Annotated in this window: 12 protein-coding genes and 1 pseudogene; 12 read left to right on the top strand and 1 reads right to left on the bottom strand. The window is 39.8% G+C overall.

The features are described 5' to 3' along the window. Nucleotides 1–3: 3 nt before the first annotated feature. From HXT51_RS03095 to HXT51_RS03075, 5 genes are all read left to right on the top strand, one after another. Nucleotides 4–4,713, top strand: a complete 4,710-nt coding sequence (locus HXT51_RS03095) for an ATP-dependent DNA helicase (RefSeq protein ID WP_421776760.1) — start codon at nucleotides 4–6, stop codon at nucleotides 4,711–4,713. 342 nt (nucleotides 4,714–5,055) lie between these two features. Then, nucleotides 5,056–5,730, top strand: a complete 675-nt coding sequence (locus tag HXT51_RS03090; protein ID WP_421776759.1) for a GNAT family N-acetyltransferase — start codon at nucleotides 5,056–5,058, stop codon at nucleotides 5,728–5,730. Nucleotides 5,731–5,897: 167 nt separating this feature from the next. Beyond that, nucleotides 5,898–7,259, top strand: coding sequence for an MFS transporter (locus tag HXT51_RS03085; RefSeq protein ID WP_415692226.1), 1,362 nt, complete (start codon nucleotides 5,898–5,900; stop codon nucleotides 7,257–7,259). 61 nt (nucleotides 7,260–7,320) lie between these two features. After that, nucleotides 7,321–7,692 carry a hypothetical protein gene (locus HXT51_RS03080; protein ID WP_421776758.1) on the top strand — a complete coding sequence of 124 codons (372 nt, stop codon included), beginning with the start codon at nucleotides 7,321–7,323 and terminating at the stop codon, nucleotides 7,690–7,692. A gap of 218 nt (nucleotides 7,693–7,910) precedes the next feature. Next, entirely contained in the window at nucleotides 7,911–9,740 is a 1,830-nt protein-coding gene (locus tag HXT51_RS03075; protein ID WP_258004258.1) for a ribonuclease J, read from the top strand. A gap of 189 nt (nucleotides 9,741–9,929) precedes the next feature. Here the strand turns inward: HXT51_RS03075 and glnA are convergent, their stop codons facing one another. Further along, nucleotides 9,930–11,366 (bottom strand): type I glutamate--ammonia ligase, encoded by a 1,437-nt coding sequence (glnA, locus tag HXT51_RS03070; protein ID WP_421776757.1) that lies wholly within the window; start codon nucleotides 11,364–11,366, stop codon nucleotides 9,930–9,932. A gap of 252 nt (nucleotides 11,367–11,618) precedes the next feature. Between glnA and HXT51_RS03065 the strand changes: the two are divergent. The 7 genes and pseudogenes from HXT51_RS03065 to HXT51_RS03035 form a co-directional block, all read left to right on the top strand. After that, nucleotides 11,619–12,948 (top strand): annotated as a pseudogene (locus HXT51_RS03065) (AI-2E family transporter); the annotation flags it as partial. A gap of 601 nt (nucleotides 12,949–13,549) precedes the next feature. Further along, nucleotides 13,550–14,776: a glycosyltransferase family 2 protein gene (locus HXT51_RS03060; protein ID WP_415692229.1), complete on the top strand. Its 1,227-nt coding sequence runs from the start codon at nucleotides 13,550–13,552 to the stop codon at nucleotides 14,774–14,776. Nucleotides 14,777–14,895: 119 nt separating this feature from the next. Then, nucleotides 14,896–15,762, top strand: a complete 867-nt coding sequence (locus tag HXT51_RS03055; protein ID WP_421776756.1) for an ABC transporter ATP-binding protein — start codon at nucleotides 14,896–14,898, stop codon at nucleotides 15,760–15,762. Between the two features lie 15 nt (nucleotides 15,763–15,777). Continuing rightward, nucleotides 15,778–17,430: a hypothetical protein gene (locus tag HXT51_RS03050; RefSeq protein ID WP_421776755.1), complete on the top strand. Its 1,653-nt coding sequence runs from the start codon at nucleotides 15,778–15,780 to the stop codon at nucleotides 17,428–17,430. A gap of 306 nt (nucleotides 17,431–17,736) precedes the next feature. Continuing rightward, entirely contained in the window at nucleotides 17,737–19,413 is a 1,677-nt protein-coding gene (gene ettA / locus HXT51_RS03045; RefSeq protein WP_103084850.1) for an energy-dependent translational throttle protein EttA, read from the top strand. A gap of 196 nt (nucleotides 19,414–19,609) precedes the next feature. Next, nucleotides 19,610–20,617 (top strand): lipid II:glycine glycyltransferase FemX, encoded by a 1,008-nt coding sequence (locus HXT51_RS03040; protein WP_421776754.1) that lies wholly within the window; start codon nucleotides 19,610–19,612, stop codon nucleotides 20,615–20,617. Nucleotides 20,618–20,742: 125 nt separating this feature from the next. Next, on the top strand, nucleotides 20,743–22,584 hold the full coding sequence (locus tag HXT51_RS03035; RefSeq protein ID WP_421776753.1) for a DEAD/DEAH box helicase: 1,842 nt from the start codon (nucleotides 20,743–20,745) through the stop codon (nucleotides 22,582–22,584). Nucleotides 22,585–23,251 lie beyond the last annotated feature (667 nt).

The following is a 23,251-nucleotide window of genomic DNA, read 5'->3' as shown; positions in this document are numbered from 1 at the left end:
ATAATGAGTGCACAATTATCAGATAATGAATCGCAAGGATTGCAGGGATTGCAAGGCTCAGAGGGATTGCAAGGCTCGCAAGTATCACAAGATTCACAGCCTCAGCCGGGTAATAATAGTCAAAAAATTGTTTTCAGCGATGAACAAGCAAAAGTTATAAAATCTTCCGCGAACAATCACATTCTTGTTGTTGCTGGAGCTGGAAGCGGTAAGACTTTCACTATGACTCAGCGCGTGATAGAGCTTATAAATCAAGGTGTTGCGCCGGAGTCAATTCTCGGTCTTACTTTCACGAATAAAGCTGCTGCCGAATTGTTATCTCGCGTTTCTGCTGCTGTAAGTAAATCGTCTTCAAATATATTTTTGAAGCCTGAAGTTATGACTTATGATGCATTCTTCCAATCGATTGTGCGCAAATATGGTGTTCTAATCGGATTCAGTCAGAATGCTATGCCTTTAAGCGATGCTGGAGCGTACGAATTAGTTAAATCAGTTGTCGGCGATTATATAGACGAGCATAGTGGCACATGGAATTTGTATTCTGATGATTGTGTTATTTCGTTATATGGTTTTAAGACTTTATGCAAGGATGTTCTAAGTCTTTATTCAGATATAGCTTGCTCTATGATTGGCGTCGATGCTGAGAATAATGTTTGCGATAGTGTTCCTCAAGCTGTTAGTAAAATTCGACGCTGGAATAAAGATTTTCTGGAATTTATGGACGGAATTGTTGCTAATAAAACTTTGGGTGAACATAAAGATTCTGCTCCTGCAATTCGTAAGTATAGTAAAGCTAAAAATAAGTCAGTTGATGAGAAAAATAAGATTTTTAAAAGGTATTGTGAAAATTTTGAGCAGTATTGGGATAATGCTTGCGTTGAAGAGTCTATGAATCTTGTTACGGCTGCTAAAAAGCGCAATATTTTGCTTGATTTGGTTTTGGCCTTTGACAAGGCTAAGCGTAAAGCTAATATGGCGCAATTTAGTGATTTTACGATTGCTGCTTATAGATTAGTGACTAAGTTTCCTTCAATTGCGATTCAATATAGAGAGCAGTATAAGCAAGTTTTGTTAGATGAGTATCAAGATACTTCTACTACGCAAGCAATGCTTATAAATAAACTGTTTAATTATGATGATCCTGATTATGATGATTCCGAAATAAAGCGTGATCCTAATGCGCGTAAAACAAATACTTACATTACTGCTGTCGGTGATCCTTTCCAAGCTATTTATGGATTCCGAGGAGCAAGTTCTGGGGCTTTTGTATCTTTTAAGAATTCTTTCAATAGTGCTAAAGATGTCGATTTAAGCGAATGTTCTCTTACTACTACTAGAAGAAATGCTCGTCTTATTCTCAATCTCGCTAATGATTTAACAAAACCGATGCGCGAATCTATGTTTAAAAATAGAAGTAGCGTTGAAGATTGTGAAGTTGATGTAGAAGTTTTGAAAGCTATGGATAATGCTGCTTCTGGAACAGTTGCAGCTGTAGTAATGCCTACTAAATATCAGGAAATCGAAGCAGTAGTTCGTTTTGCTAAGCTGTTTTCTAATCCTGATCTTACGCCTTTGCCGGGGGATGAAAATCGCAATCCTTTAAAGCCTAGAGTTGCAATATTATTTAGAAGCAAATTATCTATGCCTTTATACGCAGATGCTTTACGAGAAGCTGGTCTAAAAGTTAGCGTTGTTGGATGTTCTTCTGTAAAAAATGATCCAGCTGTAAAAGATGTGCTCGCGTTATTAAATATTGTTAATGATCACAGTCGTTCGTCAGATCTTATGAGATTACTTGCTACTGCAAGGTTTGCTCTATCTGCAGAAGATTTAAAAACTATTGCATCAATTGCTGACGAAGCGAATGCAAAATATCAATATGATATTTATGTGCAAGCAGGACTGTTACCATCTGGTCTTAGCGGATTAGAAATGATGAGAGCTGTTACAAGCCAAAGAAATGGTGTGAATAGTGGTTCTGCTTCGCAAACAAGCTCATCTACATCTGCTGTAAACGTTGATAACGGCGTATTTTTAGCAGATATACTTATGTCTGATTTAGATGAGAATACTCGTGAATTAAAAAATAGATTAAGCAAACACGGTTATGAAGCTGTAAGAAGAGTTAGTGAAATATTAAAAACCGTTAGTTGCAGGTGTAATGATTCTTTAAATGACGTTATGCGAGCTGCTGTTGAGGCTTTAAATGTAGATATTGATTCAGGCGTTGCTGCATGCGTTAATGATAATTCGCTTGATCGTCAAAAAATATTAAAAGCTATGCATGGAGCTTTAGATTCCTTAAATTCAGTTGTTTCTACTTATATTCAAGAAATGAGTGAGTGGCAGAGTCCTTCTCTTAAAGGTCTTATGTCTTGGATTGATGCAACTGAAGACTTTGATTCTGTTGATTCTTCGGAAGAAGAAGATGCTCAAGTAATTATGATGACAGTTCATCAGTCTAAAGGCTTGCAATGGCCAGCTGTTGCGGTTGTTGGATTGAATGCAACGAGATTCCCTAGTAGTCAGGGGGATAGTCTTCGTTTTTCTGTAGATTCCGACGACGACAGTGATTATATAGATAAGCTCAGTGGTAAAAGTGATTTGGCGGATTCTAGCGATTCTGGGGATTCTGGGGATTCGTCTGATTCTAGCTCTTCAGATGATTGCGTAAAGAATAAATCTGAAATTTCTATTACTGCTAATGTCCCAATCGAATACGCATCTTGTGTTCCAATTCCTTTAAGAGTTGATTCGCATAATTTACCTCATTTCCCGCATGATGCTAGTTTGCAAGAAAGCATGCATCCAAAAGAGGCTTTAAAGTCTTACGATTGCGTAGAAAAAATTTATGACGAGATGAAAAGGGATCGTTATAATTCCTTGCGCGATTTCGCTGAATCCGTGTATGAAAGCGATACTATGCCTAGTGAAGTTGATCCTGATCAATTTTTGTCTGAGCAAACTAAAGAAATATATTCTAATAGTCTTAATTTGAAAAATAATAATGCTTTTACTCAATCTGAAGAGCGCGGAAATCAATTGCATATGGAAGAAAGGCATTTGCTTTATGTTGCTATGACTCGTGCTCAATTCGCTACGATGTTAAGTTGCGCTCGCACAGCTAAAATGGCTACAGATGACGTAAAACGTGATATGAAAATGTCTATTTTCATGAAAGAAGCATTGAAATCGCTTTGTGAGATGAATGCTGATTGCGTTTATATGAAAGCTGCTGGAGAAAGCTCTGTTCAAAATAAAGCTGCTGGAGAAAGCTCGGCTGGAGATAGTCTTTCTAAAGATAGTTCTGTTGAAAATAAATCTGATAAAGAAAGCTCGGATAAAGAAAGCTCGTCTGAAGAAAGTAATAAAAATGTTACTTTTGGAGTCGCGTTAGGCGAGTATGCGCATGAATTGGCACAAGCTTTAGAAGAAAAGACGAATCAGCCTTCTTCTCTGGGAAATGTTGTACTTCCTTGGCCTATTACTTTGAGTGAGGATTTAGAAAACACTTTGAAAGAATCTGTTCGCTTTATGAAAAATGGCGATATTTGTGCTCAAAGTGAAGATGCAAGTGAAGATGCAAATGAAGATACGAATGTGGATACAAATTCATCTGATTCGCTTAACTCTAAAAATGCCGATAGCGATGTTGATGACTCTTTGACTTCGCGCGCGCGGATATTTGTTAACGATTCAGATTTAATGCCTAAAGCTTATAAATCTAGCGAAGATATTATGAAAGACGCAGCTCAAAAAGCGCGTAATTACGCTAGTTATGCTAATTCTGGTACAACAAGTATAACTACTATGCAACGCAGTGCTAAGCTTCACGATACTTATAAAGATACTGTAGAAGATAGTAAAGTTTCTAAAATTAACAATAGGAGTATGCGTAAAGCTTTAATGGCTTGGATACGTCCTATACCTTCTGTTGCGACTTTAAGTTCAGATTTAGGCACGCAATTTCATGCTTGGGCTGAAGATTTTGTTAATGCTGGTAATTTGATTGAAAGTAATGTTTTATCGAATGATTTTTCAATTGATGATGTTTTTGAATTAAATGATTCAAGAATTGATCGTCAGCTTGCTGCACTTTCAGGGATTTCGTCTAAATTAGAAGTAAGTTCTTTAGCTCAAAGAGATAATCTTACTTCTGCTCAGCAAAATTTGGCTAATTCTTTGGGTGATACTTCGAGAAATGATGGCGTTTCGATTGATAATAGTGTTTCAGGCGCAAGTAAAAGCAGTGAAGATTTATTGCTTTTATGGAAGCGCAGATTAGTGCAATCTAGATGGTCTAAGCGAGTTTCATTAGCAGCAGAATTGCCTATTTCGTTTGCAATTGGAGCTAATAATGCGAACGGAAATAATGCGAACGGATCCAATGATGCTAGTAGTGAAGATAAGCGTGTTTTAAATGGCGTTTTAGATGCTGTTTTTATTGGAGGATTAGACTCTAAAGATTCATCTAAGCGTTTCACGATAGTGGATTGGAAAACCGGCAAAAAGCCTGTTGAGCCATTGGAAATTCAAAGAAAATTGGTTCAGCTTGATTGGTATCGTTTAATGCTTTCAGCTGTTACTGGAGTGAATCTTGATTCTATTGACGCTACGCTTTATTACGTAAGTGAGGAAAATGAAGAATCGCGAGAAATTCATGCTTCAATGAAAAACGATCAGCAGATTCGCTCTGAATTAGGCTTAGAATAGGCTTTTTCGTTATGTGAATATTAAAAATATATGATTCATATTGGGTGTTTGATACTCTTAGATATAGCTGACGATAGTTATAAAATAAGATGTGTAATCAGCAAAATGTATGAATAATATGTAAATATGCATAAAAATGTGTAAGAAAGTCTATCTTTTGGTCAAAATTTTATGCATAATTAAATTGTATTCATAACAAATAATTAGCCTGTAAGTATTTGTGCATTACGTATGTCATGTGTATTTCATGTCTATGCCGTGTATATTTCATATGCATAGGAGATACGCGTATTGTGCATTGCATATTTAGCATTAATAGTGTTAAAAAGTTGAGGATGTAAAATGGCTGTTGAATTTCGCCCGATGGGTTTGGGTGATATCGATGCTGTAGTAGACGAATATGAGCGTACGTGGGGTATAGCTAAAGTTGTTGGATCGGAAGCGTCGTTGGAGCTTTCTCGCAGATTTGTATTGCATTATTTAGCGCCTTCTACGTATAGCGTTATGGCATATGATGATGATAAATTATTAGGCTTATTATTAACTCGCGTTTTTGGTGATGAGCTACTTTTCCCAGAAGTTTCATATATGTTGGAAAAGCAAGAATCTCTTATGAAGAATGCCAAAGATGATAGGTATTTAAACGCTTTAGCTGGAGCTGAAACAATGCGTGAGATCGAAATTAAGTTGGAAGCTAGATCTCATATTAACGATTTAACTCAAGCTGAATTAGAGCTTTTCGTAGTATCGCCTGATTCTCGAGGAAAGGGAGTTGGCGCAGGATTGTGGTCTAAGACTATGAGCCATTTGCGTCATCGCGGAGTGAATCGTTATTATTTGCATACCGATACTGCTTGCGACGTGAGTTTTTATGATTATTATGGCTTGAGAAGAGACGCTGAATGGATGCATCAAGATCATCCTAAAGAAGCTGAATGCGTTAAAAATTTGGTAAGTGATTTATTTATTTACTCAGGTGAGCCGTTAATTAAATCTTCTCATTCTCATAAGCGTTGAAAGATTAAATAATAAACGAATAACAAATAACAAACGAATAACAAATAATAAACAGTAAATAAATTACGGGATTTAAATAATTTAAGGATATTTATCTTCAAATCGATATTTATCTTTAAATTAAGTTATCTTTTATCTACTTATTGTTGCTACTGGGAGTTGAATGTATGACATCGTCAACATTGAATAAGAAACCTGCAGCGAAAGCAAAATATGCGCGTCTTTTTGCGTATAGAGGGGTTAAATCATTTTGCTTGTCAGGTGCTCTTGCTCGATTGCCAATGTCTATGATGGGCTTGGGAATAGTACTTGCTATAAATAATCTTTACAATAATTGGACTGTTGCTGGAGCAATGGCGGCCGCATACGTGTTGGCGCAAGCTGCAGTAACGCCTTTATATGCAAAGCTTTTTGATAGATTTGGTCAAAAGAAAATTGGTACTGTAGCTCTAACAATTCAAGTAATTGCAATGCTTGCATTTGCTACAGCTGTGCTTTTCCACGTATCTTTAACTTTATTGTTTGTGCTCGCAATAATTATGGGCGTTACGCAATTTGCTTTTGGTGCGCTTGTGCGTACTAGATGGGCTTATACTTTGCGTTCTGAAAAAGACGATTCTTTGCTCAATACTGCGTACGCTCTCGAATCTGGAATTGACGAGATAGTATTTATTTTCGGACCTATTCTTTCAGCATGGTTAGCAACATCTGTTCACCCAGTATCGCAATTATTTGTGCCAGTTTTTGCTAGCGGAATTGGCGGAACTTGGTTCTTCTCTTTGCGTAATACTCAACCTGCTGTTATGGAAGTTGTTGAAGTAGAATCTGCTTCTTCAAATGATATTGATGTACGTGATGCTGTTAGGGACGTTAGGGATAAAAAATATAACGCTGGTTTGCTTGACAAGCTGACTTTGAAGCAATTGCGTACGTCTAAACCTAGAAAAAAGTCAAAAAACGTGCTGCTTTATCGCGGTATTATACCTTTGCTAATTATGTTTTTGATTTTTAACATGAGCTTTAGCGCTTTTGATCTTTCAGTTACTGCAGCTTTGAAAGCTCAAGGTTTAGAAAATCATATCGGCATGCAGTTAGCATTATTTGCTTGCGGTTCTCTTGTTGGCGCAATGATTTTTGGCTCGCATAAGTTCCGCGGATCTAATTGGTCTCATTTAATAGTATTCCTTATTTTCCTTACACTTGGATACGTTCTTATGAGTATTAATCTGGATCGTTTAATCGTGCTAAGTATTTTCGAAGTACTTTCAGGCTTATGCGTTTCGCCGATTTTCGCTACAGCTAATTTAATTGTTAAAGCTACAGTTCCAGAATATTCTCTTACTGAAGGTCTTTCTTGGCTTCCTACGGCTTCTGCTATCGGATCTTCCCTGGGATCTATGGCTGCAGGTGCAGTTATCGACGCATGGAATGTGCATGTTGGTATGTCTGTTCCTTGGGTTGCAACGCTTATAGCGATTCCGTTTGCTGTTTTAGGATGGTTTATTGTGATAATTCTTGGTAAAAGGTGAATACAAGTTGTATGATTAGAACAAAAGTACATGTACTGTTTTAATAAGCAGGGGGAATGTTATGTTTGGAATTGAAGAGATTGTTTCTGGAAAATTAGTTGAAGCTAGTAAAGTAGCACAAGCTTCTTTGCCTATAACTGGTGCTGCAATTTTGCGTATTCTTATTTTCGCTCTTGTTGTAGCTGTTATCGGTATTTTAATTGCTATCATAAATTTCGTTGTTAAAACTATCAGAAATAAGAAGATGAGCAAGAATAATCCTGAAGCTGTGGAAGGTGAATCTGAAGTTGCCGATGCTGCTTCTGAGGAATCTGAAGCTTCTGAAGGATCTGAAACTGGCGAAACTGAATCTTCTGAGTCTGCAGAATCTTTCGAGTCTGATGTAGACGAAACCGAAGTATTCCACGAAGATCCAGATAGCGAAGAAAAGTAAATAATGTTATACAATGCTTTGCAATTAATAACTGGTACGCATGTATTAGGAGCCATGGGTGTAGCTATATTTGCGGCAGTTGTTTTACTCGCAATTCTTTTTGTAATTGCGTTGATTGTTGTTATAATACTAATCTTGCGTTCACGATAAGCGTATTTAAAAGTATTTGTATATATATAACCAATTAATAATAATTTAAGAAAAGTACGAGTAAGTTAGTGAAAAAAGATAAAGAAATAATAGAGCGTGAGGAATCTAAAGCAGGTAAAGCAGAATCTCGTAAAAACGTTAAAACTTCGCGTGCTAATATTCTTCCACCTGTTGTAAATGATCAGCGTGAAGGCGAATTAGTGCTTCCTCCAAAGTATCGCAAAGGTTCTATGCGTATAGTTCCATTAGGCGGACTTGGTGAAATTGGCCGTAACATGAATGTAGTTGAATATAACGGTCATATTCTTCTTATAGATTGCGGAGTTTTATTCCCAGAAGAAGAACAGCCTGGTGTGGATTTAATTCTGCCTGATTTCCACTATATACAAAATCGTTTAGATAAAGTTGAAGCTTTAGTTTTAACTCACGGACATGAAGACCATATTGGTGGCGTTCCTTATTTATTGAGGATGCGTCCTGATATTCCTCTTATTGGATCCAAACTCACTTTGGCTTTTGTTGAAGCTAAATGTAAGGAACATAAGATTGATCCTAAGATGATTCAAGTAGAAGGCAGAGAAAAGCTTAAGGTTGGGCCTTTCAACTTGGAATTCATCAATGTTACGCACTCTATACCAGACGCTCTTGCTGTGTGTGTTAAAACTCCTGCTGGAACGATTATTGATACTGGAGATATTAAGTTAGATCAGCTTCCGCTAGATCATCGTATTACTGATTTAGTTGAGTTTGGACGTTTAGGTGAGCAGGGTATTGACTTGCTTATGGCTGATTCTACTAATGCTGAAGTTCCAGGTTTTGTGAAGCCTGAAACCACTATTGGTCCTGCTTTGGATCGAGCTTTTTCTGAAGCAACTCGAAAGATTATCGTTGCAAGCTTCTCTAGCCACGTGCATCGCGTGCAGCAAGTAGTGGATGCAGCTCATAAGTTTGGTCGTAAAGTTGTTTTTGTTGGCCGTTCTATGATTCGCAATATGTCTATTGCAGCTGATTTGGGGTATTTGCATATTCCAGAAAATACTGTTGTAGATTTAAAGCAAGCTAAAGATATACAAGACGATAAGTTAGTGTATATGTGCACTGGTTCTCAAGGTGAACCTATGGCTGCGCTTGGGCGAATTGCAGATGGGAATCACAAGGATATCACTGTTAACGAATTCGATACTGTGATTCTTGCAAGCTCGCTTATCCCTGGTAATGAGCATGAAGTTTATAAGGTTATTAACAAGCTTGTTCAAATGGGTGCGCGAGTTATAAACAAAGATAATGCTGCTATTCATGTTTCTGGACATTGCAATGAAGGCGAGCTTCTGTATTTGTACAACATTGTGAAGCCAAAATGCGCTATGCCAATTCACGGCGAGCACAGACATCTTGTTGCTAATGGCTTAATTGCTGTTAAAACTGGTGTTGATCCTCAAAATGTTGTTTTAGCTGAAGACGGTGATGTTGTTGATTTGTATCACGGTCGCGCTGCTGTAGTTGGATCAGTTCCTTGCGGTTATGTGTATGTTGACGGCGATTCTGTGGGCGAGCTTACAGATGAAGAGCTTGAAAAACGTAGGATTCTGGGCACAGAAGGATTCGTTTCGAGCTTTGTTGTAGTTGATACTGATAGCTGCGATGTTGTAACTGGCCCGAAGATTTTCGTTAACGCTATGGCTGAAGATGAGTCTGATTTTGATAAGATTCGCCATCAAATTGTTCAGCAATTAGAAGATGCAATGATGAACGGCGAGCGTGATACTTATAAGCTTCAGCAGATTATGCGCAGAGTACTTGGCACATGGATTGCGCGCACTTTGCGCAGACGTCCTATGATTGTGCCTGTTGTTGCGGATGTTGCATTTGAAAGCTTAAAGGATTCGTTTATTAAGTAGCAGCTTAAGTAGCAGCCTAATTAGTAGCTAGATATAAGTAGCAGCTAGATATAAGTAGCAACTAGATATTAAAGATATTAAATATCAAAATATTAAGTATCTAAATATTAAATAGCAAAATATTAAGGGGTTTGTGAATTGCTTTTGTAGCAGTCCGCAAACCCCTTACTAATAATTAATGCTTAAAAATCAGATATGGAAGTAAAGCTCATACTCTAATGGAGTTGGAGCCAAGCGAGCCATATCCATTTCGCCATGCTTCAAATCAAGCCAAGTATCAATCAAATCGCTTGTGAAAACGTCTCCTTGCATAAGGAAGTCGTGATCTTCTTCCAAAGCCTGCAAAGCTTCGCCAAGCGAAGAAGGAACCTGCTTAATGCCCTCGTGCTCCTCTGGAGGAAGCTCATACAAATCCTTGTCAACAGGAGCTGGAGGCTCAATATGGTTCATAATGCCATCCAAGCCTGCCATAAGCTGAGCAGAGAACGCCAAGAATGGGTTGCAAGAAGGATCCGGTGCGCGGAACTCAATGCGCTTAGCTGCAGGAGCATCACCAGCAAGAGGAATACGAATAGCTGCAGAACGGTTACGAGCAGAGTAAACCAAGTTGACTGGAGCTTCGTAGCCTGGAACCAAGCGGTGGTAAGAGTTAAGCGAAGGATTCGTAAATGCAAGCACAGAAGAAGCGTGCTTAATCAAACCGCCAATGTACCAACGTGCAATATCAGAAAGCTGAGCGTAACCAGTTTCTGCATAGAACAGTGGCTTGCCATCTTTCCAAAGAGACTGATGGCAGTGCATGCCGGTGCCGTTATCTCCAGCAATTGGCTTTGGCATAAATGTTGCAGCCTTACCAGCTAAAGCAGCAGTTTCATGAACCACATACTTGTACTTCATCAAATCGTCGCCAGCGTGAACAAGCGTATTGTAACGGTAGTTGATTTCCTGCTGACCTGCACCGCCAACTTCGTGGTGAGAACGCTCAAGAATCAAGCCAACCTTTTGCAAATTTGAAACCATGTCATCGCGCAAATCCTGATTGTGATCTACAGGTGGCACAGGGAAGTAGCCGTGCTTTACGCGATTCTTGAAACCAATATTGTTGCTGCCGTCATCTTCAGTGTCGATTCCGGAATTCCAAGGAGCTTCGTTAGAATCAACCTCATAGAATGAGCGCTGCATATCGTTAGCAAAACGCACCTTATCAAAAATGAAGAACTCAGCTTCTGGGGCAAAACTTGCTGTATCTGCAATGCCAGTGGACTTCAAATAAGACTCTGCTTTAATAGCGACCTGACGAGGATCCCTAGAATATGGCTCATCTGTTACAGGGTCAACAATAGAGAAAGCAACGTTTAAAGTCTTATGCTTACGGAATGGATCAATATAAGCAGTATCAACATCTGGGATAAGCTTCATATCTGATTCGTTAATAGCCTGGAAGCCTTGCATAGAAGAACCATCGAATGCCATTCCATCAGTGAAAGCGCTGTGTAAGAACTCTTCAGCTGGAACAGTGAAATGCTGTTGAACGCCAATCAAATCGGTAAATCGTACGGATACGTATTCAATGCCTTCCTTTTCAATAAGGGCTGCGGCATCTTCTTTCGTTTGCAAAGTGGTCATGGAGACACATTCCTTTCTTAAAACTCAGTAGATAGTTTAGATGCGCATATGCTGTTTTGGATTTCAACAACTCTACTATCACGTTACTTTTGTGTTTCGTGTTCCTGAAAATTTATTTAGTTGTAATTTATTTACTGTTGTTTTTACTGTTATTTTTGCGATTTGCTTTGGTGATTTATATTTGCGATTTGCATTTGCAATAATTCATTTTTAAGTTAGGTCAAAATAGCAGTTTACATTACAATAGAGCCTATGAGTAATCCCAAATATTACGCCGAAGATACTGTCAGTGACCGTGAAGAAAAAAATTCAAGCAGTGACAAGATAGATTTAGCATCTTTATTCCCGGTTAAAGGCGATGATAGACGACCGCCTGACTGGCTTGGCCGCGCATTGCTATACGTGGTTATGATGGCTTTTATTGCTATTTTTCTGTGGTTTGCGTGGGAAAAAATATCTTTTGTAGTATTCGACGTAATAGTTTCGATGTTTATTGCGCTCGCAATGGAACCGCTTGTAGTGCGATTAATAAAACATGGATGGCGTAGGGGTGTTGCTTCAGGAGTAACTTTATTTGGACTTATAGTATCTGTAGGTCTTATGCTCGGCCTTTTTGGGAATATGTTCGTGCAGCAGGCTATTTCTATGATTACTGGTTTGCCTAAACTTTATGAACAGTTCTCGAAATTAGTGCAACATACTGCTCACGTAAAACTACCTAATATTGAGCAATTAGTAATAGAAATTTTGAAAAATATACAGACTTCTTGGGTAGTTGATTTTGGAGGTTTTGCTCTTAATACAACTTGGGGATTGTTCTCTGGATTACTTGATTTGCTTACTATCCTTATGGTTACGTATTACATTTCTGCTGCTGGTCCAAGAATGCGTCGTAGTTTCTGCAGGTGGTTAAATCCTAAATCACAGCGTCGTTTTGTGTTTATATGGTCTGTAGTGCAAGAGCAAATTTCAAGTTTTCTTTTTTCAAGAATTATTCTTGCCGTAATTAATGCTGTTGGAACCGCAATATTCCTTATTTGCATGCGCGTGCCTTATTGGTTGCCTCTTTCGTTATTCTGCGGAATTGTTTCTCAATTTGTGCCAACTGTTGGTACGTATTTAGGCGGAGCTTTGCCTATTATATTCGCTTGGAGCTCAAATGGATTTGGTACTGCATTAGCTACTTTGGCTTTTGTTACGATTTACCAGCAGATTGAGAATATGGTTATTTCTCCTAAGATTTCAGAAAAAACTATGGATTTGAATCCGGCTATTGCGTTTCTTTCTGTATTGATTTTAGGAGCAGTATTTGGAGCTTTAGGAGCTTTTTTGGCTTTGCCTGTTACAGCAAGTCTTCAAGCCATTTTTAAAGTGTACACAAAGAGTTATGACTTAATTGATTCTCCTTTGATGGAAGATCCTAAGCCGGATCATAAGTCAATTATGGTTGCTGGAGCTGAAGCGATTGACAATAGCATAGTTCGTCCTGTTCGAGATAGCGTTGTGCGAGTTCTTAAAGGAAGTAGTTCTCGTGTAACTATGAATGATGAAGTGCTTTATTGGTACAAACAAGCTTATGAATTCAATAAAAATGATTCGCTTAATAAAGATTTGCCTGATGGGGGCGTGTCTGATGGTGGCGTGTCTGATGGTGATTCGCTTAAGGATAATTCGCTTAAAGTTAATTCGTATGAAGTTAATTCGTATGAAGATAGCAAAGATAATTCTCGCGTTGTAAATAATTCTCGATTTGTAGGTAATTCTCGCTCTGTAAATAATTCTCGCGAAAATCCTGCTAATAATAAAGAAAATCATACTAATAGAAGTAGTAGAAGTAGTAAAACTAGCGAAAGTAGTAAAACTACTGAAAATAGCGTTAATAGCGTTAATAGCGTTAATAATTCCAATATTGAAGAACTTTCAACTATGGTTATATCGCGCGAAATGCTTAATGCTGTAAATAAAGAAGTGAAATTAAATAAGAAAAATCTAAATTCATCTAATATAAATCGCGAATATAAAAACTCAAATAAAACAAGCTCGCGTGCGTCTGTCAGGAATGTTGATAGAATTTCATCAGATGAAACAAAAGAAGATTTTACAAAAAAGACTTCTGAAAAAGCAATAAAGCGTACAAAACGTAAAAATAATACACGTAACAATCCGCGGAGCGGGTGGAAGAAATGACACTATTATATGTTTTTGACATACTCGTTATAATCATTGGCGTAACGAATGTACTTTATCAAGCCGTATGCGCTGTAGCGTCACTTATAGCTAAGCCAATTGAGTTTCCAGATGCTCCTATGGATAAGCATTATGCTGTATTAATATCTGCTCGTAATGAGGAAGCTGTAATTGGAAATCTTATAAATTCGATTAAAGAACAAACGTACAATCAAGATTTTATAGATATTTGGCTTGTAGCGGATAATTGCACAGATAAAACTGCTCAAGTTGGCCGTGACGCTGGTTGCAATGTATTAGAGCGATTCGATAAAAAGAATATTGGAAAAGGATATGCTTTAAGTTTCCTTCTTGATCACATCATGGAAAAAGGGAAGGATAAAATATACGACGCTTACTTCGTTTTTGACGCAGATAATCGTCTTGATAAGCATTATTTCGAAGAGATGAATAAAGGATTCCACGCAGGCTTCCAGATACTTACAAGTTATCGTAATTCTGTTAATTTATCTGATAATTGGGTATCGTCTGGATCTGCTTTATGGTTTATACGCGAATCGCGATTTACAAATAACTCGAGGATGCTTTTTGGATCTAGCTGCCATGTTGGAGGAACTGGATTCATGTTCTCTCGCGAAATAATGCATAGGAATCGCGGTTGGAAGTTCCATCTTTTAACAGAAGATCTCGAATTTACTATGGATTCGATTTTGCACGGAGATCGCGTGGGGTATTGTGGTTCGGCTGTGCTTTACGACGAGCAGCCTGTGTCATTCAGCCAAAGCTGGAGGCAACGTTTACGCTGGAGTAAAGGCTTTTTGCAAGTATTCCGTTATTACGGTTCTGCTTTGATTAAGCATGGTATTCAGGAGCGTGATTTTTCATCGGTTGATTTTTCTCTAGTTCTCTGCCCATTTATGGTTCTTGCGATTATTCGACTTATTTTAGGATTTATATTTGCTATGTTCGGATTCGTGACTTGGGCAAGCCAGATTGAAGCTGCAACTAACTTCATTATTACAACAATCAGCAGTGTTATTGGAATGATGATCTTTGTTTCTCTGACAATGATTGTTGAGCACCGCAAACTTGGTGCTACTGGCAAAGAGCTATTCGCATATGCGCTTAGTTTCCCAATCTTTATGCTTTCGTATGTTCCTATTTCCTTCCAAGCAGTATTTTCAAAGAGCGAGTGGAAGCCAATTCACCATACTGGGCACTGATTTGCAATGTTTGTGCAAAAAATTTGCATATGATAAGATAATATAGATTTTTTCATAAGCGCGCGCTTGCGCATAATGTGGCATAATGCGTGCGCTTATCTGTATGTTGTGAGGTTTCTATGGTAGATTCTGTTCCAGTTTTTGGCGCAAACACTTATTCGAGCGATGCGAGTGATAGTAGCGGAGAAGTTCCAGCGGTTTCTATTCGCGGATTTGTTAAGACTTTTGGCAAGAAAGTTGCTGTAGATAATCTTTCGTTAAGCATTCCAGCAGGCTCTTTCTACGGATTAGTAGGCCCTAACGGTGCTGGTAAAACTACCACGATTAAAATGCTTACGGGCTTGCTTATGCCAGATGCTGGCTCGGCTTCGATTTTTGGCAATGACGTCTGGAGTGACGTAAATAGCGCTAAGCGCGCAATCGGTTTAATGCCTCAAGCAGATGAGATTTTCAGGACTATCACCGGTCTTCAGCTTTTAACTTATGCTGGCATGCTTCGCGAGATGAGCCGCGCTGAGGCTGTTCGTCGCGCGAACGACTTGCTTTCTGCATTCGACTTAACAGAAGCCGCAAACACTATGGTTTCTGACTATTCAACTGGTATGACTAAGAAGATTTGCCTTGCAACAGCTATGATTCACAGCCCTCGCGTGCTTGTGTTGGACGAGCCTTTTGAGGCAGTGGACCCTGTTTCTAGCGCGAATTTGAAGGATATTCTCGCCGAGTATGTTTCCACTGGCGGCACGGTGATTATTTCTTCGCACGTTATGGAATTAGTCGAAAAAATGTGCTCGCATGTGGCGATTATTAACGAAGGTCATGTTGCAGCTGCTGGCACTCTTGAAGAAGTTGCTCAAGGCAAGAATCTTGAAGATCGCTTTATGGAGCTTGTTGGCGGACGTCACGCGGCTGCACGCATTGATTGGCTTAATGGCGGCAAGTCTGATAACGCTCCTAGCACCGATTCCACCAATTTCAACGCTTAAAAAAGGAGAACCGTAATGTCTATGATTTTTACAATGGTTCGCCTTCGCTGGGCGCTTACTTTTTCCGTTATGCGAAAGTCGATTTGGCAAAAAATCGGCTTTGGTATAGCAATTGTTTTTGGACTTGCGCTTATATGCGCTCTTGGCTTTGCTGGTTTTCAAGCAGGAAAGTATCTTGATCCAGGGATGCTTCCAGATACTAAAGATTGGCAGGAATTCCAAGCTCTTCCAATAACGGTTGCGTCAGCTGCGTCAATTTTTACGCTGTTTATAAACCTGTTTATGTTTGGCAGCGACACAACACTAAAATCGCGCAGTTTTGCGCTTTACGGCATTCCTTACGTAAAGCAGCAAGCTGGAATGCTTCTTGGCTCTCTTTTTGGAGCGCTTTCTATAAGCAGCACAATCGCACTTGCTTTGTGGTCTTTAGCGTACCGAAGCTTTGGAATTGTGCCGGTTTTAGTAAGTGTAATTGCGGCTCCGCTTTACGTTGTAACAATCGTGTCTTTAAGCAAAATGCTTATTGAATTTTTAGACACTATTTTAATAAACAAGCATTCAAGAAACATTTTTTACGTTGTTATTTTTATAGCGTACATGATTTTTGTTGCATCAATGAACGGGCATGGTAGTTCACCAAATAAAATTGTGATCAGCTCAAGTTTCTGCGCTGTATCTGCTTTTACGCCATTAAGTGCAGCTATGGCTTTGCCGCTCGATGCTATTAATGGCAATTGGCTTGCGCTTGTTATTCGCTTCCTTATTTGCGTTGTAACGATTGCCGTTTGCTTTGCAATCTCTGTATTTTGTGCAAAATTAGAACCTAAGCTACTGCGCAGTGAACAAAAAACAGTTGTTAAAACTAAGGGAATTGGCTTGTTTGCAGCAGTTCCAGACAACACAGTCGGTGCGATTATTGCACGAATTGTTAGCGTTATGAGAAGAGATATGCGCCAGCTATTTTTGCTTATTATGCCTCTTTTTATGCTGGTAGTTCCAACTGCAAGTGTTACTGGTTCCGTAGGCTTTAAGGGTTTGGCAGATGGTTTAGGCGTATCTGGCTGGCTTATGTATGCTGCTTTGATGATTGGCATGGTTGTTGGAAACAATATTGCTTACGATGGCACAGCTTTTACTATGCACGCGATTATTGGCGTAAAAGGCATTCGCGATCGCTTAGCGCACGCAATAGTTTGGTCCTTGATTTGCGCTGTGTATTTTGCTCTTCTTGGAGTAGGATTTTATGTTTTCCTTTTCCTCGTAGCAAATATTCAACAAAGTGTAAGTTCGGTTATGTTACAGACTCTTTTGCCAATTGGTGTAGCTTTTGCTTCCATAGGTATTGGCTCAGTTTCTTCGTGCATTGCAATGTACCCTGTGGCGTCAATTGAAAAGCCATTTTCTAGGCCGCAAGGTTCCGCAGGTGCTAGATCTCTTGCACCAATAGGTTTTACGCTTCTTGCTGCAGTATGCATGATTCCGTCTATTGCTGCAGCTATTGCGTTTGTGGCTATTAACATGAATTTTTTGTGGATTGCAAGCATTCTGTCTGTAATAAACGGTTTGATTGTGCTGGTTGTTGGCGTAATTCTTGGCGGCAAAGTAATGGATAAGCGCATGATTCGCATTGTAGAAAACTTGCGCAGATTCTCGTCGATTACTGCGTAAATACCTATTACTGGCTCCTGCTTGTATACAGTAGATATTTTTGAATGCTAATGTATCGATAGCATGAGATAATAACCAACGGTACTTTTGCTGCTTTTGCTTGCGATTTACTTTATTTTTGCGTAATCTGCTCGTAATTTGTAGTGTTTGCTAGCTTGATATTTGCCAGCTTGACTTTTTCTGGCTTGGATTTTGTATCATTATGCAATCAAACACTTGCAAAGTTAATGCGCTAAATTCAGGTTACGCTTTCGTCTATGCATGCAGCACGCTGGAATCCCAACGTTTTAAGGATGGTATATTACTTTGGCTGAGTTTATCTATCAGATGATTAAAGCGCGTAAGTCTTACGGCGATCGCGTAATTCTTGATGATGTTACATTAAGTTTCCTTCCAGGAGCGAAAATCGGCGTGGTTGGACCTAATGGCATGGGTAAATCTACGCTGCTTAAAATTATGGCCGGTTTGGAAAACGTTTCTAACGGTGAAGCTTCTATCACTCCAGGTTACACTGTTGGAATTTTGCAACAGGAGCCACCACTGGATGAAACTAAAACAGTTGGCGAAAACATTAAAATGGCGTTTGGTGAGATTGCGCAAAAAGTAGCGCGTTTTAACCAAATCGGCGAAGAAATGGCCAATCCTGATGCTGATTTCGATGCTTTGATGGAAGAAATGGGTAAGCTTCAGACTGATATTGATGCTGCAAACGGTTGGGATTTGGATTCTCAGCTTGAGCAGGCAATGGATGCTTTGCAATGCCCAGATCCTGATTCTCCTGTATCTGTGTGCTCTGGTGGCGAAAGACGTCGAGTGGCATTGTGCAAGCTTCTTCTTGAAGCTCCAGATTTGCTGCTGCTTGACGAGCCTACAAACCACTTGGATGCAGAGTCTATTCTTTGGCTTGAACAGTTCTTGCACAAGTATGAAGGCGCTGTTATTGCAGTTACGCACGATCGCTACTTTATGGATAACGTAGCAGAGTGGATTTGTGAAGTTGATCGCGGCCAGCTTTATCCATACAAGGGTAATTACACTACTTATTTGGAAACTAAAGCCAAGCGTATGGAAATCCAGGGTGCTAAGGATGCCAAGCTTGCTAAGCGTTTGAAGAACGAGCTTGATTGGGTACGTAGCTCGCCGAAGGCACGTCAGGCTAAGAACAAGGCTCGTTTGGAACGCTACGATCAGATGGAGCAAGAGGCACGTAATTCCAAGAAGCTTGACTTCTCTGAAATTCAAATTCCAGCAGGTCCACGTTTGGGCTCGCAAGTTTTGGAAGCAAAGCATATTCACAAGGCTTTTGGCGACCGCGTGCTTATCGACGACTTGTCATTTACTTTGCCTCGTAACGGTATTGTTGGCGTGATTGGTCCAAACGGCGTTGGTAAGTCTACGCTTTTCAAGACGATTGTAGGCTTGGAGCCTCTTTCTGGCGGAGAGCTTATTGTTGGCGATACCGTAAAGATTTCTTACGTGGATCAGAATCGTGCAGGATTGGATCCTAATAAGAACTTGTGGGAAGCTGTTTCCGGCGGACTCGATTTTATTGAGGTTGCAGGCGTTGAAATTCCTACTCGCGCATATGTTGCAAGCTTTGGTTTTAAGGGTTCGGATCAGCAGAAGCTTACTGGCGTTCTTTCCGGCGGTGAACGTAACCGTTTGAACTTGGCTTTGACTCTTAAGCAAGGTGGAAACTTGCTTCTCCTCGATGAGCCTACTAACGATTTGGATGTTGAAACCTTGGAAAGCTTGGAAAATGCTTTACTTGATTTCCCGGGCTGCGCTGTTGTGGTTTCGCACGATCGCTGGTTCCTTGACCGCGTTGCAACGCATATTCTTGCGTGGGAAGGCGACGACGAGAATCCTGCAAAATGGTACTGGTTCGAAGGTAACTTCCAAGCTTACGAAGAAAATAAGATTGCTCGCTTGGGTGAGGAAGCTGCTCGTCCGCATCGCTTGCATAGGAAGCTCACGCGCTAAATTTAACTTAGTGTACGGTTAACTTAGTGTACGGTTGACTTAGTGTACGGTTAACTTAGTGTACGGTTAACTTAGTTAGATTGTTAGCTTAAAAATATAATCTTGCGCTAAGCTGTGTGAGGATAATTCGCATCGCTTAGCGCTTAATCAATTCGATGCGCGGTAAAATCACGTATTGAGCTTAAAAGGAGTACAAATGCCGATACTTGATAAAAATGATTCTGCTAAAGTTCAAGAATATGAGGATTTTATAAAGAACTCTCCATATTCTAACGCAATGCAAGATATGAGCTGGGCAAAAGTTAAAAATAACTGGATTAACGAATACGTCTATCTTGAAGAAAATGGCAAAATCAGCGCTGCAATGTCTGTTTTAGGAATTAAAGCAATAGACGATAAAATGTTCCTTTACGCTCCTCGTGGGCCAGTTTGTGATTTTTACGATATCGAAACCACTAAAAAGCTGATTGATGAAGCTAAACCGCTTTTTGAAAAATATAATGCTTTTCTTTTGAGATTAGATCCTTGCGTTCAAAACGATCAAGATCTTGTGAAAAAGTACAGGGATCAAGGTTTTACTTTTAGAAGCGACGGTGAAGATATTCATTCGTTCTCAAATCCTCGTTATGAGATTATGCTGACTGTTGAAGGAAAGTCTGAAGAAGATTTGATGGCTGGCTTTAGTTCAATGACAAGAAGGCATATTAGAACCGCCATTAAAGCAGGTGTTTCTACACGATGGAGTAGAAGCCAAGAGGATTTAGATACTTTTTATGCTCTTACTGAAATTATGGCAAATAGGCATGGTATTACGTATAGGCCTAAGGAATATTTTGAGCGCTTGCTGGCTGCTTTCCCACAAATTGAGATTTGCACTTGCGAGTACGAAGGGGAGCCTATTGCAAGCATGATTGCTTTTCCGTATAAAGACACTTTGTGGTACATTTACGGAGCAACTCAGACTATGCGTGGAAAGATTAGCCCAGGATATATTTGCATTTGGGATTTGATTCAGCGCGCTAAAAAGCTTAATTTAAAGAAATTTAATATGGGTGGCGTTTATTCGTTAAGCGTTGACGATGGTCTTTACTTCTTTAAGTATGGATTCTGCAAGGCAGATGAACCATGTTTATGGATTGGCGATTTAGACGTTGTGATTGACGATGACGCTTATTCCAAATTTATTAATAGAAATAAAAAGTAATTTATGCTAGGCTCAGTTAGTTCACGATTTTGTAATAATTACGTGCATCACTGTTAAATAAGATAGAAATATAAATAAAAATAAAATAAATAAATATAAATAAAAGTAAGATATGAAAGGCTATTGTGCCACACACTCACTATAACGCGCATGCCATGCATCGCAGTGCTAAAAAAACTAAAAATGCTGCAAATAATAAAAACAGCATGAATAATAAAACAAATAACGCTAATAAAAATAGTAGCGTTAGGAATAGTGATACAAAATTAAGTAACTCTTACAATTCTCGTTCAACTAGTAATTCTAATGAGCAGCGTAAGTCGAAAAGAGTCTCTAAAAAACGCAATCCTTTTGAATACCAGCCAAGTCATAAGAATCATGGTTCCAACCATGGTCCTAATCACGGTTCTAATCACGGTTCCAATAGCGAGTTCAGTCATGGCTCCAATCACGAGTTTAATTCGCGCAGAGAGCGCAATCGCAAGGCGGATAAAGCTCGTCAAAAGTCTCGCGAGAAGGCTTTGCAATACGAAGAAATGGCTATTCGCGACGCACAGCAAGATTTCGCTGAAAAATATGACAGTTCTTCAGCTAAGCAAAATTCAATAGTAATACCTGATTCTGCAATCGAATCTCGTGAAAACTATTCTGAAAATGTCACTTTTTCGCAACTTGGCGTTCCAGACCCTATTGTGGAAGTATTGCGTGCAGATGGCAAAACTACAGCTTTCCCAATTCAGCAAGCAACGTTACCGGATTCCCTAAAAGGCGCGAATATTCTAGGACGCGGTCGTACAGGAAGTGGTAAAACATTAGCATTTTCTATTCCGCTTGTTGCGCGTTTAGCTGAGAATTTTGTTGATCTAATTAATTCTGGTAAAAAGCATAAATCGCGCGAATCCAGTGATATTCCTGCACCTCGTGCCATGATTTTGGCTCCAACTCGTGAGCTTGTCCATCAAATTGATGACGTAATCGCTCCACTTGCTGCAGCCTATGGCATGAAAACAGTAACTGTTTATGGTGGCGTGCGATATCAACGTCAAATATCACAACTTAAGCAAGGCGCTCAGATTGTTCTCGCTTGCCCAGGTCGTTTGGAAGATTTAATACGCCAAGGTGCGCTTACGCTTGAAAAAGTAATGGTTAGCGTGCTCGACGAAGCAGACGAAATGGCAGATATGGGATTCTTGCCAGCTGTAACAAGACTTTTAGAGCAAGTTAAACCAGATGGCCAGCGAATGCTGTTTTCTGCAACTCTCGATAAGCAAGTTAGCGCAATAGTTAATCGATTCTTGCCAAATGCTGTTATTCATGCTGTGGATGATGCCGATAGTCAAGTAGACACTATGACGCATCATATTTTCGCTGTTTCTGCAGGAGACAAGTACGAAGTTCTACGAAAGCTAGCATCAGGCAAAAAGCGTTCTATATTCTTCACTCGCACTAAATATCAGGCGAAGAATATGGCGAAAAAGTTTGTACAAGAAGGTATTCCTGCAGTTGATTTGCAAGGTAATCTTTCCCAAAGTCAGCGCGATCGCCATTTGGCAGTGTTTTCTGAAGGCTTAGTGCGCGTGCTCGTTGCTACAGATGTTGCTGCGCGAGGTATAGATATTAGCGACGTTGCATTAGTTGTGCAAACTGAGCCTCCTGAGGATCCTAAATCCTTCTTGCATCGTTCTGGTCGTACCGCTCGCGCAGGTGAAGAAGGCGACGTAGTAACTCTTGTGCTTCCTAATCAAAAGCGCGCTGCTCATATGATGCTTCGCAGAGCTGGAATTCACGCAAAGGCCGAGGATGTGAATTCGGGTTCTACGATTATTGATGAACTTGTTGGCGATTATGCTGAGCTGCAAGAAGGTTGGACTATGCCGGAGCCTGAGCAGCATAAGCGGAAAGGTCGCGGAAGAAGTCGTGGAAGATGGAGTAGGAGGAGCCGCAGCAAAGCCGTCGACAAGCACTGATTGTTATCTCTGCTATTCCTGTTCTTGGTTTTGTTTACTTATTGGGCGTGTTGGTAAACAAAATCGGGGAAGTGTTCTTGGTTTTGTTTACTTATTGGGCGTGTTGGTAAACAAAATCGGGGAAGTGTTCTTGGTTTTGTTTACTTATTGGGCGTGTTGGTAAACAAAATCGGGGAAGTGTTCTTGGTTTTGTTTACTTATTGGGCGTGTTGGTAAACAAAATCGGGGAAGTGTTCTTGGTTTTGTTTACTTATTGGGCGTGTTGGTAAACAAAATCGGGGAAGTGTTCTTGGTTTTGTTTACTTATTGGGCGTGTTGGTAAACAAAATCGGGGAAGTGTTCTTGGTTTTGTTTACTTAGGTACCAGATAAGTACACAAAGTTGGGGGAAGCGCGCTTGCTGGAAAGTCCACTGGACTTTCCGCATTGTGCAAGCGCTTTCGCATTAGTGTATCGAGAAGAAGCTTTTTGGTCTGTGGATTACGCTTCTTTAGGGTGGTAAAGAAAGCGTAATCGGCGCGCTGACGCTGAAAGCGCACTGTGCTTTCAGCATTGAGTCAGCGCTCTCGCATCGGTTTGCTTTTTCACGCTACGCTTTGAGTGAAAAAGCAAGACGATGCGACACGCCGGTTTGCTCTTGCGCGATCAAAGTGTTAATATCATATGGT

The organism is Gardnerella sp. KA00255 (assembly GCF_049244095.1).
GTDB classification, from domain to species: Bacteria; Actinomycetota; Actinomycetes; order Actinomycetales; family Bifidobacteriaceae; genus Bifidobacterium; species Bifidobacterium vaginale_F.
Note: the sequence above shows the minus strand (reverse complement) of the source record. Positions and strands in the feature narration are given on the sequence as shown.

Bases quoted from the DNA above. Each gene is read 5' to 3' on its own strand.
- glnA (WP_421776757.1), bottom strand. From the start codon at position 11,366: ATGACCACTTTGCAAACGAAAGAAGATGCCGCAGCCCTTATTGAAAAG.
- HXT51_RS03085 (WP_415692226.1), top strand. From the start codon at position 5,898: ATGACATCGTCAACATTGAATAAGAAACCTGCAGCGAAAGCAAAATAT.
- HXT51_RS03040 (WP_421776754.1), top strand. From the start codon at position 19,610: ATGCCGATACTTGATAAAAATGATTCTGCTAAAGTTCAAGAATATGAG.
- HXT51_RS03060 (WP_415692229.1), top strand. From the start codon at position 13,550: ATGACACTATTATATGTTTTTGACATACTCGTTATAATCATTGGCGTA.
- HXT51_RS03095 (WP_421776760.1), top strand. From the start codon at position 4: ATGAGTGCACAATTATCAGATAATGAATCGCAAGGATTGCAGGGATTG.
- HXT51_RS03055 (WP_421776756.1), top strand. From the start codon at position 14,896: ATGGTAGATTCTGTTCCAGTTTTTGGCGCAAACACTTATTCGAGCGAT.
- HXT51_RS03080 (WP_421776758.1), top strand. From the start codon at position 7,321: ATGTTTGGAATTGAAGAGATTGTTTCTGGAAAATTAGTTGAAGCTAGT.
- HXT51_RS03050 (WP_421776755.1), top strand. From the start codon at position 15,778: ATGTCTATGATTTTTACAATGGTTCGCCTTCGCTGGGCGCTTACTTTT.
- HXT51_RS03090 (WP_421776759.1), top strand. From the start codon at position 5,056: ATGGCTGTTGAATTTCGCCCGATGGGTTTGGGTGATATCGATGCTGTA.